Source organism: Alteromonas sp. ABH4_453 (assembly GCF_056160665.1).
The window spans coordinates 122,258-141,228 of record NZ_JBSWXP010000008.1; the positions used below are offsets into that span (position 1 = coordinate 122,258).

The 18,971-nt window shown below is 42.8% G+C and carries 18 protein-coding genes; 6 read left to right on the top strand and 12 right to left on the bottom strand.

Annotated features, from left to right (window positions below; all coding sequences use genetic code 11):
• The first annotated feature begins 215 nt into the window (after positions 1 to 215).
• Positions 216 to 1,457 carry a putative DNA modification/repair radical SAM protein gene (locus ACXAGV_RS16265; protein ID WP_474874137.1) on the top strand — a complete coding sequence of 414 codons (1,242 nt, stop codon included), beginning with the start codon at positions 216 to 218 and terminating at the stop codon, positions 1,455 to 1,457.
• 51 nt (positions 1,458 to 1,508) lie between these two features.
• Positions 1,509 to 2,315: a TIGR03915 family putative DNA repair protein gene (locus tag ACXAGV_RS16270; protein WP_474874138.1), complete on the top strand. Its 807-nt coding sequence runs from the start codon at positions 1,509 to 1,511 to the stop codon at positions 2,313 to 2,315.
• Positions 2,316 to 2,383: 68 nt separating this feature from the next.
• Here ACXAGV_RS16270 and ACXAGV_RS16275 read toward each other — a convergent pair whose 3' ends face one another.
• On the bottom strand, positions 2,384 to 3,226 hold the full coding sequence (locus ACXAGV_RS16275) for a DUF6279 family lipoprotein (protein WP_474874139.1): 843 nt from the start codon (positions 3,224 to 3,226) through the stop codon (positions 2,384 to 2,386).
• 223 nt (positions 3,227 to 3,449) lie between these two features.
• Here ACXAGV_RS16275 and ACXAGV_RS16280 point away from each other — a divergent pair, with 223 nt between their 5' ends.
• The gene (locus tag ACXAGV_RS16280) at positions 3,450 to 4,454 is read left to right on the top strand and encodes an ATP-dependent 6-phosphofructokinase (protein WP_474874140.1); all 1,005 of its coding nucleotides are present in this window, start codon (positions 3,450 to 3,452) and stop codon (positions 4,452 to 4,454) included.
• Between the two features lie 98 nt (positions 4,455 to 4,552).
• On the opposite strand, the gene ACXAGV_RS16285 is transcribed toward ACXAGV_RS16280, so the two are convergent.
• From ACXAGV_RS16285 to ACXAGV_RS16300, 4 genes are all read right to left on the bottom strand, one after another.
• Positions 4,553 to 5,380, bottom strand: a complete 828-nt coding sequence (locus tag ACXAGV_RS16285; RefSeq protein WP_474874141.1) for a LytR/AlgR family response regulator transcription factor — start codon at positions 5,378 to 5,380, stop codon at positions 4,553 to 4,555.
• A 1-nt stretch (position 5,381) separates the two neighbouring features.
• Positions 5,382 to 6,455 (bottom strand): sensor histidine kinase, encoded by a 1,074-nt coding sequence (locus ACXAGV_RS16290; RefSeq protein WP_474874142.1) that lies wholly within the window; start codon positions 6,453 to 6,455, stop codon positions 5,382 to 5,384.
• Between the two features lie 147 nt (positions 6,456 to 6,602).
• Positions 6,603 to 7,064: an Mpo1 family 2-hydroxy fatty acid dioxygenase gene (locus ACXAGV_RS16295; protein WP_474874143.1), complete on the bottom strand. Its 462-nt coding sequence runs from the start codon at positions 7,062 to 7,064 to the stop codon at positions 6,603 to 6,605.
• 60 nt (positions 7,065 to 7,124) lie between these two features.
• The gene (locus tag ACXAGV_RS16300) at positions 7,125 to 7,808 is read right to left on the bottom strand and encodes a PilZ domain-containing protein (RefSeq protein ID WP_474874144.1); all 684 of its coding nucleotides are present in this window, start codon (positions 7,806 to 7,808) and stop codon (positions 7,125 to 7,127) included.
• A gap of 192 nt (positions 7,809 to 8,000) precedes the next feature.
• Between ACXAGV_RS16300 and ACXAGV_RS16305 the strand changes: the two genes are divergently transcribed.
• The gene (locus tag ACXAGV_RS16305) at positions 8,001 to 9,827 is read left to right on the top strand and encodes a M61 family metallopeptidase (RefSeq protein ID WP_474874145.1); all 1,827 of its coding nucleotides are present in this window, start codon (positions 8,001 to 8,003) and stop codon (positions 9,825 to 9,827) included.
• Positions 9,828 to 9,939: 112 nt separating this feature from the next.
• On the opposite strand, the gene ACXAGV_RS16310 is transcribed toward ACXAGV_RS16305, so the two are convergent.
• The 3 genes from ACXAGV_RS16310 to yejK all read right to left on the bottom strand — a co-directional run bounded on the left by ACXAGV_RS16310 (position 9,940) and on the right by yejK (position 12,935).
• Complete coding sequence (locus ACXAGV_RS16310; RefSeq protein ID WP_474874146.1) at positions 9,940 to 10,848, bottom strand: M23 family metallopeptidase; 909 nt, start codon at positions 10,846 to 10,848, stop codon at positions 9,940 to 9,942.
• 38 nt (positions 10,849 to 10,886) lie between these two features.
• Positions 10,887 to 11,762 carry a 6-carboxytetrahydropterin synthase gene (locus ACXAGV_RS16315; protein WP_474874147.1) on the bottom strand — a complete coding sequence of 292 codons (876 nt, stop codon included), beginning with the start codon at positions 11,760 to 11,762 and terminating at the stop codon, positions 10,887 to 10,889.
• A 66-nt stretch (positions 11,763 to 11,828) separates the two neighbouring features.
• Entirely contained in the window at positions 11,829 to 12,935 is a 1,107-nt protein-coding gene (gene yejK, locus ACXAGV_RS16320) for a nucleoid-associated protein YejK (RefSeq protein ID WP_474874148.1), read from the bottom strand.
• 159 nt (positions 12,936 to 13,094) lie between these two features.
• Here yejK and ACXAGV_RS16325 point away from each other — a divergent pair, with 159 nt between their 5' ends.
• Positions 13,095 to 13,313: a YejL family protein gene (locus ACXAGV_RS16325; protein ID WP_014949499.1), complete on the top strand. Its 219-nt coding sequence runs from the start codon at positions 13,095 to 13,097 to the stop codon at positions 13,311 to 13,313.
• 8 nt (positions 13,314 to 13,321) lie between these two features.
• Complete coding sequence (locus ACXAGV_RS16330) at positions 13,322 to 14,848, top strand: DUF3413 domain-containing protein (RefSeq protein ID WP_474874149.1); 1,527 nt, start codon at positions 13,322 to 13,324, stop codon at positions 14,846 to 14,848.
• Positions 14,849 to 14,930: 82 nt separating this feature from the next.
• On the opposite strand, the gene ACXAGV_RS16335 is transcribed toward ACXAGV_RS16330, so the two are convergent.
• The 4 genes from ACXAGV_RS16335 to ACXAGV_RS16350 all read right to left on the bottom strand — a co-directional run bounded on the left by ACXAGV_RS16335 (position 14,931) and on the right by ACXAGV_RS16350 (position 18,940).
• Positions 14,931 to 15,503 (bottom strand): D-glycero-alpha-D-manno-heptose-1,7-bisphosphate 7-phosphatase, encoded by a 573-nt coding sequence (locus tag ACXAGV_RS16335; protein ID WP_474874150.1) that lies wholly within the window; start codon positions 15,501 to 15,503, stop codon positions 14,931 to 14,933.
• Entirely contained in the window at positions 15,493 to 16,407 is a 915-nt protein-coding gene (locus ACXAGV_RS16340) for a putative RNA methyltransferase (RefSeq protein ID WP_474874151.1), read from the bottom strand. The genes ACXAGV_RS16335 and ACXAGV_RS16340 overlap by 11 nt, the downstream gene beginning before the upstream one ends.
• A 189-nt stretch (positions 16,408 to 16,596) precedes the next feature.
• On the bottom strand, positions 16,597 to 17,727 hold the full coding sequence (locus ACXAGV_RS16345; RefSeq protein ID WP_474874152.1) for an enoyl-CoA hydratase/isomerase family protein: 1,131 nt from the start codon (positions 17,725 to 17,727) through the stop codon (positions 16,597 to 16,599).
• A gap of 58 nt (positions 17,728 to 17,785) precedes the next feature.
• Positions 17,786 to 18,940, bottom strand: a complete 1,155-nt coding sequence (locus ACXAGV_RS16350) for an acyl-CoA dehydrogenase family protein (protein ID WP_474874153.1) — start codon at positions 18,938 to 18,940, stop codon at positions 17,786 to 17,788.
• Between the last annotated feature and the right edge of the window lie 31 nt (positions 18,941 to 18,971).

An 18,971-nucleotide genomic window follows, 5' to 3' on the forward strand; every position in this document is an offset into this window, starting at 1 on the left:
AGCAACTTGTTGCCTATGCCCATTACTCTTTGTCGCAAGCCGCTTAGACTAACATTAAATCTTACTTCTTTATTACCATGCTTAATTGCACTGTATATATATACATGCTATAACGCAATACCACACAGCCTGTGCCAGAAAATGCTCGTATCAATTATTTGGAGTCAAATACTAGGCTGTTTACTGTGATTGGCTAAAGGAAGTATACATCTGCGATGCATGACAGACTGATACAAAAACTTGAAATTTTATCCGATGCGGCTAAATACGACGCGTCTTGCGCGAGCGGTTCCGCCGGTAAACGACAAGCAGGGAAAACCGAGAAGACAGGTATAGGATCACTTACGGGAGGCTCGGGTATATGCCATAGCTTTACGCCTGATGGAAGGTGTGTTTCGCTGCTTAAGATACTTATGACAAACTACTGTATTTATGATTGTCATTATTGCATCAACAGGGTTTCAAGCAATGTGCAACGAGCACGTTTTACGGTTAAAGAAACGGTAGAATTAACCCTTAACTTTTATAAACGCAATTATATTGAGGGGTTATTTTTAAGCTCGGGGATCGTGGGTTCACCCGATATCACTATGGAAAGCATGGTACGAATTGCGAAATCGCTGCGCCTTGACCACGGATTTAAAGGATATATTCATCTTAAAACTATCCCGAATGCGTCGCCAGAATTGCAAGTAGAAGCAGGCCTTTACGCTGACAGGCTGAGTATTAATGTAGAAATGCCCACCCAGTCTTCGCTAAACAAGTACGCACCAGAGAAAGACCTTAACGATATTCACGGTTCGATGAATACGTTAAAAGAAAAAATCGCAGAACATAAAGTAGACAAGACATATTCTGGAAAACGCCTTCCCCGTTTCGCACCGGGGGGACAGTCTACGCAAATGATTATAGGTGCCGATGGGTCAAACGATAAAACCATTTTAGGTACAAGCGTAAAGCTCTATGGTGACCAAAAACTTCGTCGTGTGTATTACTCGGCATTTTCCCCTATTCCTGATGCTTCGGAAGTTTTACCGTTAAAACCGGCGCCATTGATACGAGAACACCGTTTATATCAAGCGGATTGGCTTTTGCGATTTTACGGCTTTGGCTTAGATGAAATCTTGCAAGATGACATGTTAGATATGGACTACGACCCTAAGCTTGCATGGGCACTTCGCAATCGTCACATGTTTCCGATAGATTTAAATAAAGCTGATAAGCAAATGCTACTGCGCGTTCCCGGCCTTGGCGCGCGAACGGTACATAAGATTCTATCTATAAGGCGTAATACCAAGCTCAATTGGATCGACCTTACAAAAATGCGTCTGCCCCTTAAAAAGTTGAAGCCTTTTATCAGCGTGGGAGATTACTTCCCTGATATCCATTTACTCGACAGTAATAATTTCGAGCTTCAGTTTAAACAGCCTAAACAGTTTGAGTTGTTTAGCGCTTAATCATGTTGTAAACGCAAATAAGTTCAGACACAGACTAATAAGTCGCTTTATATGAAGACCATTACCATTAATTCAGTACCTGGCTTTGATGAATGGCGCGAAGCCTCGCGTCGATGCATCGCTGAGCGTATTCGCCCTGAACATCTTATCTGGCAGAACCCGCATTCAGTACAAAACGATCTGTTTGGTAGCGGTGCTGAGCCATGCGAAAGCAAAATGCCGCGAATAATACCGCAGAGTAAACTTAGTATTCCTAAACCTACATTGATGCTTTTAAAGTACGCCCTATGCCATAACGATGAAAATCGATTTGCCTTGTGTTACCGGGTGTTATGGCGTGTAGTTTATGAAAATAAGCAGCTCATTCAAATGAAAACTGATGACGATGTTATTCAGCTTTTTGCTATGGCGAAAGCGGTAAAACGCGATGCATACAAAATGAGTGCCTTCCTACGGTTCAGAGAAATGAGCGTAGAGGGGCAAGAGCATTTTGTTGCATGGTATGAACCCGAGCATTTCAGTTTAGAAATAAAACTTAACTTCTTCCAAACCCGGTTTAAGAATATGCGTTGGTCAATTTTAACACCCTATCGTGCAGCGCATTGGGATACTGAAACCCTAGTACTAGAAGATAACCCTGATCCAAGTGTTGTACCCGATGACGATCGCATTGAAAAATACTGGCTGACCTATTACGCCAATATATATAACCCTGCACGTATCAAGACGAGTGCGATGTTGAATCAAATGCCTAAGAAGTACTGGAAAAACATGCCTGAAACGACACTAATAGACGATATGATCAAACAATCAGACAAACGCACCCGGAAAATGATAAATGCTTGTAAGAATATCTAGACTCTTGCACATAAGTTTTAAATGTTTGAGTAAGATGCTATGTAGATAAGAAGCGCAGGCTCTTATTTTCAGCCTTGAAAACTCTCTACAGTATCAATGAGATCGTCTATATTTTCGATAAGGGTCTCTCGCTGCTTACTAGTTAGCGTGGTAAAGAGCTCGGAGATTAACGTAGCGCTGACCGTCATATTGTGGGCGCTACTTTGCTTATAAATATCACTTTTATAGCGATCTGGATTTTGCATTAGGTCAATCATTTCCTCTTCGAAATTATCGTTAAATTTACGGGTTACAAATAGCTTTCGTGCCGCATTTTGTATATCTCTGCGATAGGTTAGCCAATCATCCCCCGTTGAAATGAACTGCGTAGAATACGTGGCCACTATTTGCTTTTGTTCGCTAGTTAGTTTTCCAATGCGTTCACTGACAGTCTCCTCTATGCGCTCAATACGATCTTCTAGCCGCTCTTCTTCAGACTTTTCTAGCGACTCTTTTCGCTCCTCTTCTTCTTCTTTGTTATCTTTCTCAAGCGCAGCAAAAAGCGTAACGACTTGCTCATCATCGAGCGTTTTTGCTATTTCTGCTAATTCAGGGCTTACTTCATCACGCACTCTTTCCCAATGAGCTCTTGCGTTTGCAAGATGGTCATGGACAGAATTTGAATCTAAACGCCCTTCTCTAATTTGACGTTTAATATCGAGAAGTTGAGCTTGGTAGCGTTTTAATTCAGAGGTTTTGTGCCAGCGTAGCCAATTTTGAAGATAGTCATCAAATTTTTCTTCTTGCTCATCTTTAAGCTCGATATAGTCGTCCATGTACCAATAAACCCACCAATCTAAGTTGTTGTAGGCCAGTTTTGAACTGCATGATGCAAGAAACATCAAAGAAATAAATACTACCAGTACACGCATAACTCATCCTTTTTTGTTAATTACGTTAGTTGCTGCAAATTCGCTTAGTTATGATTCAAAATAAAAAGCAGTCGTAAATGGTGAAGCGCTCATGTCGTCGTGCTGTTTAATTCTTTTCAGTTATTTAAATTCTTTAATTTCTTCGCAACACACATGCGCACTTTACGTCTTACTACCTTAACGCTACCTTAACTGTAGTGCTGATAAATAGAAGGATTTTAATGTGTCAAAACGTGTCGCAATTTTAACTTCCGGTGGCGACGCACCAGGTATGAATGCATGTATACGTGCTGCAATTATCGCATGCCAAAAAGCTAACTATACATTGCTTGGCTATAAACATGGCTACAATGGATTATTACAACAAGAGTATATTCCCCTATCACTCGACTCTACTCACAACTTGATTCAACAAGGCGGAACCATACTACACAGTGCAAGATGCAAAGAGCTTAAAACCCAAGAAGGCATTAAAAAAGCAGCTAACAATTTAATGAAGGCAGAGATTGATACACTTATTGTGATTGGCGGCGACGGCTCATTTCGCGGCGCAGCTGAATTAGGAAAAGAGTGGGACGGTCAAATTTTAGGAATACCTGGCACGATAGATAACGATATTAGTGGCACCGATGCAACCATCGGATATTTTACCGCTATTGATACAGCGATGAGTTCTATCGATAAAGTTCGTGATACTGCTGATGCATTCGAACGTATTTTTCTCATAGAAGTCATGGGCAGAAACGCGGGCTTTTTAGCATTGAATGCGGCGCTCTCATCTGCAGCTGACTATGTGGTGGTACCGGAATTTTTTGAATGTGCTGACAAAGAGATAGAAAAGATTGTTACCCAAATAAAAGCCCAGCGCGCATTGAAAGGACCGGTTAGTTTTATCGTTGTTGTTGCTGAAAACGTATGGCTCAAAGGGTTATCTGGGCTCACAGAAGAACTAATGAAGCATGATATTAGTGATGTCAGGCCGGTAACGTTAGGTCATGTTCAGCGAGGCGGTTCGCCTGTTGCCCAAGACAGGTTGCTCGCAACGACACTCGGCGAATTTGCGATAAGTCTTGTCGGCAGTGACATTACCAATATTATGGTGGGTGAAGTAAATCAACGCCCTGTTACTGTTCCTCTTCATAAAACATGGGAAAATACCAAAACCCTTAATAAAGCCCATGTTGACGCTATGCGTACACTTATGAATGGGCGATACAGCAGCTGGTAAAAATACAAGGCGACGTGTAAACAGCGCAAAACCGGTTTAATACAAAAAAGGCGTTGTTTGTTCAAAACAACGCCTCTCATATCCCCCTTTAAGCGACACTACATCTTCATGGCCGCTTTTACTTTATCTCGATGGCTTCGGCTAACTTTGAGCTCTGTATCGTTCTGAAGTATTAAGTGGTACTCGCCACTGATGTGACTGACTAGCTTTTTAACAAAACGAATGTTGGCAATGGCTGAGCGATGCACGCGAACAAAAAATTGAGGGTTTAGCTCTTGCTCAAGCTCTTTCATGGTTTTACGCATTATGTGCATGCCGTCTAACGCATGTACACACATGTAATCACCCGCTGCATCAATCCATTGAATGTCTTGAACGTTAACACGTGTCACTTCTGAACCATCTTTAATTGCTAATACGTCCGGATACGGGTTCGTTTCAACCGGCTCACCGTTTGCCAATTTACGTAAAATTTCCTCACAATCATCACCAGTTAACTCAGCCACAAGGCTGACAAGCTTTTGTGATTGCTCGTCCTGATGCTGTGTCGAGAAGTATTCGCGTACTTTATTTAACGCGGCACCTAAGCGTTCGTCGTCTGCCGGCTTTAACAGGTAATCTAGCGCATGCACATCAAAGGCTTTAATAGCGTAACTGTCATACGCTGTTACAAAAACAATCATCGGAATAGGCTGCTTCAGTTCTCGAAGCTTGTGAATAACTTGAAAGCCATTCAAGCCAGGCATTTGTATATCGAGAAACACTAAATCTGGGCGGTGCTGAGAAATGCTGCTTACTGCTTCAAGGCCGTTTTGACACTCACCAAGCACCTGTACATCATCATGACGTTCTAGCCTGGCACGAAGACCTCTCCGTGCTAAGGGTTCGTCATCCACTACAATGGTTTTTATCACTTGCTTTGTCATGTTATACGTCCTTAACTTCATACGGAATGCGAAGTCTAACTCGCACACCGGAAGGCTGATTGTGTTCTATAGAGAATGCAAAATTACGATGATAAAGGGATTGCAAACGTTCTTTTATATTGGCTAAACCTACGCCATTTTCACGGCTAAGGGAGCCGTCTTTAATATCCGCGCCTGGACCATTGTCAGCAACGTCCATCAACAAGTCATTACCAAATGTACGTGCTGTAATCGCTATACGACCACCATTTTCCATCTTAGATATGGCGTGCTTTATTGAGTTTTCAATAATGGGCTGCAAGATCATGCTCGGTACAAGTGCACTTTCACACCCTTCATCGATGTCCCATAGCACTTCTAGACGATCGTCAAAACGTACCTTCTCTATCTCTAGATAGAGTCGTAATGCCTTTATTTCCTGACCTAGCGGTACTCGCTTTATCGGGTCGTTGTCTAATGAATAACGTAGAAAGTCACTCAAACGCGACACCATCGCTTCTGCTGTGTCGTTCTCTTTTAAAAGAATAAGGGTTGAAATAGCGTTCAGTGTGTTGAAGAGAAAATGCGGGTTGAGTTGATAGCGCAACATCTTTATGTGAGCTTGGTGCGCCATGGTACTCGCCTTTAACGCGTTCTGCTTCTCTTTCTGAAGCATTTGGAAGTTCTTGATGCCAAAGTACACACCACTCCAACAACCCACCATTATTAGCGAGTTAATAGTGTTGGTAAAATACATATACCATTCGTCTGGGCGATATCCGTGCTTGTAGATTTCCCAGTAGTTAATGTTTTTTACCACGGCCCATAGCAAAGCAATTAAGTAGCACGACACAATCACTATGATGATCATGTTGAGCGGTGATTGCTTTCTTGCCCATCGATAGATGTAGCGAAGCGGAATGGTTAGCAACCATCCTGCATAGGCATTAAGCATGATGATGAAAACCCAAATGGGTCGAACATCATGGAGAAAAGATCCGATGTAATAAATTATTGCGAACCCTGCCCAGCCTGCACTGTGCAATGTCCAAAATAAACGTTCATTACTTTCTATTACACGCTGAAAGCGACTCACAATATTACCAATTTAAAAACTTATATGAAGATTATACGCAAGCCTTGCTACGACCCAAGCGCCTTGGTCGTGCCCCTTATGCTTCTTGTCGCAGGGCAAAATCTTGAAATTAGACATGTTTTGGCTATATCAATTCGCTGATTAAGCTCAGTAACTGATATTCATTCTTTTCAGCCAGTGCACCCACCACCAGGCTGGGCCAACCAGCAAGAAGCGCAAATCGTCAAAAAACGAAGGCTTTTTGCCCTCGATATGATGGCCAATAAACTGCAAAATCCACATAACGACAAACAGTACAAGAGAAAATAACCATACTGAGATACTGAAGTGGTCTAGAGTATTAACTGCACCGAAACACAGTATAGTTAAGAGGGTCATTGCAGCCCCAATCGGACCAGACAACATAAAATAATAATACAATACGGGAACCGCTATGATATGCGCCCAGGTTATATCAAACTGCGCTATCATTTCAGGTACCGGCAAACTCCAAAGCAAACCTATCGTTACGAAATAGATGCTGGGTACGGCAATAGCATGGATGATAACGTTGATCTTGTTTTGGTGGCTTTCACCGTACTGCATTAAAAGTCGCTCAATACTTCTCATGTAGATCCCCTTAGCCTGTTATTTTGATTATTATCTAAAGAGCACCCAACTATTGTTTTCCTACGTTAACAATGTGTGTCGGGACAACAGCGTTTTTATCAATTTTTCTTCACAGGTAAAGGCGAGCCCATAATAAACCACATCACTATCAAGCTTATGATTTTTAACTTTTGCAGTAAGCGCTACTTCTTTACCGTCCAACGAATAGTTTAGCTTAACCTCAGCTTCATCGAGCATTACCGGCCAATTTGGCTTGACCTGTAACGCAACCTTGCACCCTTTTTCACTTAAATCGATGATGATCCCCGTTACGTTTTCGTCACTGGGATAAACGTCAGCTTCTAACGTTACTGAAACACCAAGTTGAGCACGCTTTACAGCGCGAAGCCCTATACTTTCAATGCGTTTCGGAAAGGTTGTAATAAGTAAGCCTGATGGCTTGGAAAGCAATTTGAGCACTTTCACTTTAAATGCAATAACCTGGCCCGTGTCACCCTCAAGCACAGAACGCACCACGATATCGTTGCCAACAGTTAGAGCATCCCTAACGGTAATCCACTTCGCGGATGTTGGAATATGAAAAAGCAAACATTCATCAATAAGCATGCCTATGTAACCAGTCTTCACACGCTTTTGCGCTGCAGGCATAGCAATTTGTAAATCTACTGTATCGCCGGGTACTAGCGTGCGCAACGATTCCAAATTATCTTCGCTAAGTACGTTGCTTTGTATTTTATCAGCCATTTGTATTTGTTATTGCTGGATTTAATGTCATTTAACTCAATGTACGCATCAAATAAAAACTTATCAATACTACGATTGAAAACCATGTTCAATAAACGTAAAAATTGCCCCTTAGTAGCAGGCAATCTATTGGGATTAACTGAATAGGTTGATATAGTTGAGGGATAGTTTTGCTTATCTTTTCGGACGTTTATGACCTCTGCTCTTCGCTATACGTTAACTATTTCCAATTGGCGTGCCCATCAATTTACTGTCGCGCTGCAAATACCTGAGCATTCTGGCTCATCAATTGAACTTAGCCTTCCAAGCTGGATCCCGGGAAGCTACATGGTCCGCGATTTTGCAAAAAGCATAATCGAGCTAACTGCAAACACTTCTGAAGGTCATAGTACTGAAAATGTTGGCGATAGAAGCGTTTATAGCCTTTCGGTAACTAAGCTCGATAAACAAACTTGGCGTGTAGAAACAGATGGAAAACCATGTACGGTCGTTTACTCGGTTTATGCCAACGACTTATCTATTCGCTCTGCTTTTATGAACGACCAATATGCGTTTATAAATGGTACTAGTGCGTTTCTAAACGTTTCCGGCTTCGAGAGTGTGCCTTGTGAGGTAGACATTGAGCTTAACGACAGCGATTCAGCAATTGCAAATTGGAAGGCTTATACGTCTATGCCTTCTCGTTGTGAGAGCACAAGCCCTTCGCGGTGGCACTTCATAGAAAAAAATTACGATGAGCTCATTGATCATCCAATTTATGTGGGTATTGCAGACACTCACAGCTTTGATGTTGAAGGCATTACGTTCACATTACTTTTCTCAGGTAACAATAATATTGATTATGAGCGCATAGCAAATGACTTAGCGCCAATTTGCAAGCACCACCTAGACTTGTTTGGTGCTCCGCAACCTATTGATAAATATCTGTTTATGACATTGCTTGCCGACAATGGGTTCGGCGGTTTAGAGCATAAGTATTCTACAGCCCTTCTTTACCCGCGTTTTGATTTGCCACAAATAGGTGAAAATGAGAAAAAAACCGACAGCTACATCACATTCTTAAGTCTGTGCAGCCATGAATTTTTCCACACATGGCATGTAAAGCGCATTAAACCTAGCGTAATGGTGAAACCAGACTTATCTCAAGAAACATACACAAATCAGCTGTGGATTTATGAAGGCTTTACCAGTTTCTATGATGACGTCACCCTTGCTAGAGCCGGCGTTATCGAACCACAGAAATACCTCGATATTGTTGCGCAAAATGTCAGTCGACTTTTGCAAAACGCTGGTCGCTTTAAACAGAGTGCAGCAGAAAGTAGCTTCGACGCATGGACAAAGTTTTATAAGCAAGACGCTAGCGCTACTAACAATATTGTCAGTTATTACACAAAGGGTGGCATTATAGCCCTTGGGTTAGATTTACTCCTTCGTAAACAGTCAAACGAACAAGTGAATTTAGACACCTTGATGCAATTACTTTGGAAACACTATGGCGTAGAGGAAAAAGGTACGCCTGATGACGTGATCCAATCTTTATGCAAAACCCACTTCGATATTGACGTTTCAGAATACTTGAACCGCGTGGTGTATGGCACAGACGATGTAGAATTAGCGACATTGGTATCTGAGATGGGCGTGAATTACGCTATTCGTGCTCGCGTATCAGGTGAAGATAAAGGTGGTGTTTCCACGCTGCCTGTTATTAAAAATCAGCTTGGGGCCACATTAAAACCAGCCACTTTTGGGCTTACTGTAATACAGGTATTTGAAGGCCTTGCCGCTATGAAGGCAGGTATTCTTTTAAACGATGTCATCATTGCGTTAGACGGTCATATCGTCAATGCCCAGAAACTTCAACGCCTATTAGATAATGCTCAAACGCCAAAGGTAGAATTAACGCTTATTCGTGACGGGCGCCTTCTAACGCTGCCTCTCGAGGTAACTGAGGCAAGAAAAGAAATGGCTTACTTTGAAATCACTGATGAAGAAAAGCTTAATCTGTGGCTGGGGAAATAGCTCTGCCCTGTCACGTAAAAACTAAAAAGGCGCTTTGAGGAATTACCTGAAAGCGCCTTTTGCTATGTGGTTGTTTAAGCATAATCAAATTTATGATCTATGCGGTCTGATATTACTGTTCGGGCGACCCCGAAATGATAGTCTGTGGGTCCAAACGAGTCTTGCCCAAATTTATTCGCCAATCCAGATGCGGGCCAGTGGAACGCCCTGTCGATCCTATTGTACCAATCTGCTCGCCTTGCTGAACGGTTTCACCCACTTCTACCGTTATAGAATCCATGTGAAGAAACGTCGAAAACACGCGCATGCCGTGATCTAAAATAAGCGTGTTACCCGAGTAGTAAAGGTCATCAGCCATGGTGACGACACCATCAACAGGTGCATAGACGGGTGTGCCTGTTTTATTGGCAATATCCAATCCATAATGCGGCCACTTTGGCACACCATTTAAAATGCGCTGACTCCCGTACACACCAGAGATCACGCCTTTGGTAGGCCATTCAAACCGGGTGAATAATGCATCTAAATCAGTATTACCACCTCGCGCGTTTGCTACGTTGATATTGTCTTTTTTAATACGCGCCGTCACTTCTGCTGGCGGCGTAACCATTTTTTGCTCTAGCCCGTCAATTCGCTGAATGTTGTATTCGCGCTTTTCAAGGGTAATGTCACGCTGCCACTTTTGACCGTTATCTAACTCTACAACCAACGTTTGCTGCAGCGGTGCTTCTCTTTCAAAACCAACCACAAATTTTCCGTCTTTATTGATTTGAACGGTTTCGCCATTAAGCGTTACTTTGGCCCCTACGGGTGCCTGACCGCGAAGCAGAGCACCTTGGGTAAACTTGCCGTTTAGCGTAACTTCTATTTGCTCTTGACCTGATGAAACATTGATCTGGTCGTTTACCTCTAAAGCCGCAGAAGCAAAAGACATAGAAGCAGCAGCGCTCAGCACCAATGTACATTTCAATATACGTACTACTGCAACGTTTAATGTGCCCTTTGAAAGCATGAATGCCATAGTTAATTCCCTTCTCTATAACTAGCAGTAATCGAACGTTAACCTTTTACCGTGGCGCCTTTACCGACGCCCTCGTAAGCGATAACTTGGCAAACACCATCGGGTGTACGCTTTTTTTGCTCTTCCAAAAGGTATTGCGCCAAACACTCAACGGTTGAGTCGGTTTCAATGACTTCGCAATCTGACTTAGGAATGAGTAGTTCAAAATAGCCCTGTGACGACTCGTATGCAAAGCAGTAGTAATCTGCGTCATTTGCTACTTCACCTTTAAGCTTTCTGTCACTGTAGGCAATTTCGTCTTCACGAGTTGCTATATAGATGTCGGCCCAACGGTCTGCCCAATACTTCTGGCTTTCAACGCTCACTTTGCCATCAAGAATAATATCAATACGAGACCGGTGACCGTGCGCTATGCGCTGACAATTACCGTCGTGCTTTTTAAGCCCGTGGGTATAGTGATAATACGGAGAATTAATGACTTCCTCACGTAAATGCAGCGTAATGTTTTCAACGTTTTCTGGAAGATGAGTCGCCAACACTTCTTTTAAGTAAACGCCAACAGATTCCATGTTTATCTCATCAGAATAAACAAATGCATAAGCTTCAGCGGGGCAATGTAGCATAATGCTACGCCCATCAGTACAGGTAAAACGAGTCTCTACCTGTTCAGAATCATCATCGTGAATAACTTCTGAGCCCTTGTACTCAGCAGGCACTAACAACTTGTGGTCAACATACTCATCGATTAGTCGCTTTAAGTTCTTTTTCACGTGACCAAAGTCTTGAACCATGCTCTCTTCGTTGAGTTCACCGTCCAAAATCACATCGACAATCCAACTTTCTCCAACCATGCCGCGTTTTGGGCAAAGGTAAGAAAAGTCCATCACTGTCAAATCATTTACAAATAATTGCATAACACCCTTGAATCGAGTTTATATTCTACCAACTAGTATACGTTGTTTATCTTTGCTTCGCAGCGACTAGTCCATTGAAGATTGGCGATTAAGCTGATCTTTTAAATTAGGTGGAATTCCACGGATTGTTAGCGTATCCGTAGCTGGGTCGTAAAACACCCTATCACCCATTAATTTGCGGTCGAAGCTAAGCGATATACCACCGCCCTGACCGGTAAATTTAGCAAGCTGTTTTAGCGCCGCAGGGTCTGGCTGAATTTCTTTCTCAAGCGGTACTTCCATAGACTGCGTGAACGCAGAAAAGTTACTGCTAGTTTCTTCATTTTGTGGAAGTCGGTTAGCTAGTTCATCTACCGATAAACTCTCGCCCGCATCAATCTTTTCTTTAAAGTACGATTTAACTTCTTCTCTATGCTGGTGCTGCTCTTGCGGCTCTAGTGACTCACTAGCAAGGTAGGCATCCACCGTAGAAATAAGTTGTTTATTTTGCTGTTTTACATCAACCAGCTCTTCACATCCGACGAACTGCATAAAGAAGTCTGATACCTTGCGTCCCATTCTACCTTTAATAAAACTAACGTAACGCTGCTGTTCTGGCTGAATATCCCACTGAGTGAGATCGAACCGAACAGCTAGCTGCATTTTTGCTAAATCTAAGTGTTCACGCGCGGAAAGGTCTAAAGAGTTTGTCACTTCAACGTGCGAACGAGTATTTAACAATGCAATCATCAAATACTGTGTGGCCAAATACTCATACTGACAGAAAATAAGAAAGCCGGTCTCAACCGTACCCGTCTCAGCCAAAGTGCGAACTAAGCGGTTGGTCGCTGATACCGAAAAGGCATGGAATGCATCTTCAACGTTATCACCCGCCGCTTTTTGAATATCCATGTATTGCTTAAGGCCTTCCGCGAACTCTGCTACGTTCTCGGTGCTTTTTTTCGTAGTCGCTTCGCCTTCTTCGTTTTCTACTTTTGCTTCACGGGTAACTTCCGTCACGAAGTGGCCAACCCCTTTTCCAGGTTTAGCATTGAAACTGTGGTTTATTTGATGGGCAAGAAGCTCGATTTCCGGAGTAACAGCTAAGCAGTTGTCACGTGGAATTGCTTCAATTTTCTCTTCTTTGTTTACAATCAAACGATGTACAACAAAGTGATGAATCAGTGCACTCATAGAGTATCGGGTGTCCTGTTGCTTAAAAAGTGTCAGAAATATCCAAAGAATTGCGGGATTTTAGAATGAATGATTGTACTCACTCAAACAACGATTATAATCATTTTACGTGTAAAACCATTCTTTTTATCAAAGAAATCATAAAAAAGAGGCGTAGCAATGCCCCAACAGAGCCGCTATAGCAACGACGAATTCGAAACGCTAATGAATAACGTTATTCTAACCCTTGAAGAAGGCGGTGCAAACCGCGATCTTTCACTTATGGTGTTAGGAAATGTCATTACGCACATTTTAAATACTCAGGTAGCCCCTGAAAATCGCGAAGCCATGGCAACGCAGTTTGCCGACGTACTGAAGAAAAGCGTTAAAAATAGCTAAGGGATTGCATGATACTTGCCGAATCACCTCGTCGCCAGCGTGTTACTAAACTGGTAAATTGGGGGCATTGGTTTGCCTTGGCGAACATTATCATCGCCATAGTTATTGCCTCGATTTTTGTTTTCTCATCACCTATGCCTGGCACAGGTGTCGGCACCTTGTATCTTCTCGCCAACTGGTTCGGTCATATTGGTTTTATGACCTTTTTTGGCTTTGTTATTTTTATCCTTCCCCTGTGCTACTTGGTTAATAACCCCAGAGTTATAAAGCTAAGTGCATCTATCATTGCTGCTGTAGGTTTAGCGCTGTTAGCTTTCGATGCGCTGCTATTTAATCGTACAGGCTTTCATATTAGCTTTCACGCCGCAGACTTACTCCGTAGTGAAGCTCAGTCGACAATGGCAATTGAAAGCTGGCAACAATGGGCATTTTTATTTCTGTTGTTTATTGTTTGGCTTGGCTTTCAGTTAGTCTTAGCCAATGCAATCTGGAAACGTGTTGAGCGTTTCACTCGCCATAAAGTGGGTATTCCTGTTACCACGTTTTTTGTTAGTTGTTTCGTAACAAGTCACGCTATCCATGTGTGGGCTGACGCCAAGCTTTATCAACCTATTATTGCCCAAGACAATATGTTTCCGCTTTCTTATCCTGCGACAGCTAAAACGACCATGTCACGTTATGGCCTACTTGACTTAGCGGCCTATGAAGAGCGAAAGCAACTACAGTTTAACACCGACATCCACAATATTACTTATCCTGCCGAGCCGGTTTATTGCTCAATAGAGACAAATAAAAACCTCACCGTAATTATGCAAGTTGACGGTGAAAGCGCCACCGATTTGAGCACCATTAAAGGTAAAGCACTCATTCAAGTTCCTAACTACTATTCTACGGCAAGTAGTACTGAAGGACTGATGACTTCAACCTTGTTTGGTGTGCCAGAGATTTATCAGGATGCATTGTCTAAGAAACGTCCAGTGCTGCTTGCCCTTCCACTGGGATCGGGTATGCCAGTATCTATTCATAGTGATATAACATTGCCGCTTCCACAATTGTCTGGCTATTTACAGCCCCTTAGTAACAACCATGAAGGGCTGCACATTGCTTTTATGAAGGGCGCAGACATAAAAAGCTACGTGGAAAATACACTAGATAGAAAACACGACGTCATTATCGCGACTGGATTTGGTAGTGAAGACGGAAAAGGGATGTTATACAGCACGCTAAATATCAAAGCTAAGCTGGCTAGTACAGAAGATTTGGCACCTACGATTTTAAATGCATTAGGCTGTAATGCACCGTCTACATTCTATTCCACCGGACAAAACTTATTGGCACCAGCACGACCTTGGTTAGTCAGCACGTCAGGCGAACGTATTGTGGTATTCCATGAAAATAAACGCACTGACGTTCTGAGTAACGGTAGCTATGAAATAAGTGATTTAACCACAGGGAAACGGAGTAAAGAGTCGTTGAATATTGACTTACTGAGCCAGGCTATAAAGCACTTGTCTCGCTTTTCCACCCAAAACTAGTTTTTCTCTATCGCAGTGATAGCCAATGCTATCGCTGCTCTCTATTTCCCGTATTGCTTTAGGTAACAGACGCTTAAGCGCGTTACGCGTAACCACTCGCTAATATTTCAGACAGTCTCGTGACCTGAGATACACGGTGAGATGAGCTAATGGTAGTCAACTGTTCAGCTGTAATACGATTATCTGACAAAAAATAACTCTTGGTTAATCCTGCGGCATTTGCAGCTTCGATGTCACGCCAACTGTCGCCTATTAACATACTGTTGGCTAAGTCTATATTTAGGTCTCTTGCGGCTTGGTTTAACATGCCAGGTGATGGTTTTCTGCATTTACAGGCAATGGCATATTCGGCAACGCTACCTTGCTTGTGATGTGGGCAGAAATATACAGGAATGTTTACAATACCGCGGGCGGAAAATTCTTTCTGAGCCTGCTCCATTAAACCATGAAAGTCTTTTTCGCTATAATATCCACGCGCTATTCCACTTTGGTTAGTGACAATAACCGGTAAAAAACCATCATTTTGAAATGTGTGAATAATATCGAAGATACCCTCTACAAATTCAAAATCTTCATAGCTACCCACATAGCCATGGTCAACATTAATTACGCCGTCTCGGTCTAAAAATAGCGCTTTTTGTTTGTTATCGGCCATCGTCTTTCCTTGCCTGCTCTCCCTCACTTTCACCTGTTAACACTTTTTTATTTGTATCTTTCTTCCATACTTGGATATGAAAGTCTGCGGTTACGCTATCTAGCGATGCGACGATAGCATCTATCTTGCCTTGTGGGAGCTTCCAGTAAAAAGGCGTCATCTTTATTAGAGCTAGAGCGTGGTCAGCGTGAGCAAACTTAATCGGAAATGAAAAGCATTCATTGTGAATGCGAATGAAGCCTTCCCGTGGTTCATCACTAATTTGGTGATGCCTCGCATTGTCGTAAACCTGCTGCTTTAATTCAAATAAATGATTCGGTGCAGGGTCAACCGTAATAAGTATCCCTTGTTCTTTCAAAACCCTTACATACTCTTCATTACTGCCCGGCGCAAATACTTGCATTACTACATTTTGCGTCTCGCTCTGAAGGGGTAGTTCGAAGCTGCTTGCCACAACAAACTGAGCGTATTTAAAAGCTTTAGCAGCCAAATCAACAGCAATTTTAGCTATGTCGCTGCCCGCACCTTTTACTGAAATGCCGTTACGTGAAAGCCCTTGAATCATGGCATCTAAATAGCTTCCTTCACCACAGCCCGCGTCGTAAATAGAAACAGTTTGGGTGGCATTACCTGCAACCTTATTCGCGGTACCTAATTGAGTGAGGGTTTGTTCCACCAGCGTATGCATTTTGTCTTTCAATGGTTTGTATGCGTTTAATTGATGAAACTCTCGTCTGGCTTTCACCATGTCTTTATCGTCACCGGGAAGTTTAGACTTTTTAAACTGAACGGGTAACAAGTTAACGTAACCAGATTTTGCAATATCGAAGCTGTGATTATTGACACAACGTATTGGCGTAGAATTTAAAGAGATTGATGATTTACAAAGTGGGCAATGCCACATGATGACGTCTTTTTTGTTAAGAATTTGCTGTACAGGATATCAAAATCGAAGCCTTAACGGCAATAATAGAGCACAAGTAGGCTTAGGACACATAGCGCACTTGTGCTGATTAGTTACGCTGGCCAGGTATTTCGATTACGGAACTACCTGCAACTACCATTTTATTACGCTTTTTAAAAAGTGAAGTTTTTACAACGCTGCTAGCGGATGGCTTTGTGCAGACCAAGGAGAACTAAAGAAGTGTTCGATCACGTCTTCAGGCACATCCTCAACCGTTCTGTATTTCCATTTAGGCGACATATCTTTGTCAATCAACAAAGCTCGTACACCCTCTTGAAACTCTCCGCTTTCACCGCAGCGACAAGACATATTAGCTTCCATTCGAAAGCAATCTGCCAGGGTCATTTCTGCCCCTTTCTGACACTGTTCATACACTAAATGCATGGTTATAGGAGACCCTTTAGCCAGGGTACTCTGAGCGCGTGAAAGCCATTTATCTTCTTTCATGTCGGCATGCAGAATCGCATTCACTACTTCACTCACACTATCTGCGGCGCATAGGCTATCGATAAGTGACATGTTTGGTTCTACGTTGCTGCTAGGCAACGAATCTGGCGTTTTCAAGCAATCGATAATCGTCGATACAGACCCTGCTAAGCTTTCGCTATCTGTTTCATTCCATGGATATTCAAGAAGAGAATTTAACAAATTACTTTTCTGTGAACTTGCGACTAACGCATCAGCGAGCCCTACGTAACGGGCATCGGTACCGTTCATCTGCCCACCTGTTAAGCCAAGGAACAAGCCAGATTTTCCTGGTAAGCGAGGCAGAAAATAGCTGCCCCCAACGTCGGGATATAAACCTATTGTGATTTCGGGCATAGCTAACCGCGACGTTTCGGTCACAACTCGGTGACTTGCGCCGCAAAGAAGCCCCATGCCACCGCCCATCACAATGCCGCTACCCCAAACAACAATCGGCTTACTGTAGTTATGAATGGTGTAATCTAACGTATACTCGGTTTTAAAAAATGTTTCTAAAAATTGTGGTATTTGCCCGTTAGCTTCCACCATCGATTTGTACATAGAAACAATGTCACCACCCGCACAAAAAGCTTTTTCGCCCGCTGCATCAATCACCACAGTCACTATATCGTTACGAGACTGCCATTGCTGAAGCGCGTCTAGCATAATGCCAGCCATTTCAAGATCTAAAGCGTTTAGCGCTTTAGGCTTGTTAAGCGTCAAACGGCCTATTGTATAATCATCGCTAGACGTTTTTAGCTCTTCAACAATGACCACTGGTTCTACGTCTGTCATTTCCACTCCTTTTTACAGTCCTTAAAATCATGTCTAATGATAGTATTTCCGAGATGTACTACAGTACACTTCTCTCGTCTGACAACAAACGTCTACCGATTATAACGCGCATAATTTCATTGGTACCTTCTAAAATTTGATGTACGCGAACATCTCTGAAATGGCGCTCTAGCGGATACTCTTTTATGTAACCATAGCCCCCGTGAAGCTGAAGAGCGTCGTTACAAACGTTAAAACCCACATCGGTAGCAAACCTTTTCGCCATAGCGCAGTAAGTGGTTTTGTCAGGGTCATTATTATCTAGTTTACAAGCTGCCATACGTACCATTTGTCTTGCCGCAACAAGTTCTGTCGCCATATCGGCTAGCTTGAACTGCAAAGCCTGGAAACCTGCAATTGGTTTACCAAACTGCTCACGCTCATTCATGTAGTCTCGCGCAACATTAAGCGCTTGCTGTGCAGTACCGACCGAGCAGGTTGCAATATTAATTCGACCGCCATCAAGCCCCTGCATAGCCATTTTAAAGCCTTGCCCTTCTTCACCGAGTAACCAACTTGCATCTAATTTCACGTTATCAAACGTGATCATGCGAGTGGGCTGGGCATTCCAACCCATTTTTTCTTCTGCTTTGCCGTATTCGATGCCTTCTGCATTAGCAGGTACTGCAAACGCTGAAACACCTTTAGGGCCATCTTCACCAGTACGGGCCATAACAACTAATACATCAGTGCTTCCCGCACCTGATATAAATACTTTTGAGCCGTTTAATACGTATCCGCCGTCAACTTTCATCGCTTTTGTTTTTAGCGATGCAGCATCTGAACCCGCGCCGGGTTCGGTTAAACAATAAGATGCTAGTTTATCGCCTGTCACCAACTGTTCACACCATGTGTGTTTTACATCATCGCTACCCCAAGTAGCAATCATCCACGTGGCCATATTGTGAATGGTTAACATAGCGGTGGTTGTGGTACATCCCATTGACAGCTGTTCAAAAATAATTGAAGAGTCGAGCCTTGATAGTCCAAGGCCACCGGCACTCTCTGGCGCATACAACCCACAAAAGCCTAATTCTCCCGCTTTTTTTAACGCCTCTACTGGGAAATAGTGCTCTCTGTCCCACATAGCTGCATTGGGCGCTAGTTCCTGTAGGGCAAACTGTCGGGCAGTATCTTCAAAGGCTAGTTGGTCATCGGTTAATTCAAAGTTCATTACACATACCTTCAATTACGTTGCTTTTAAA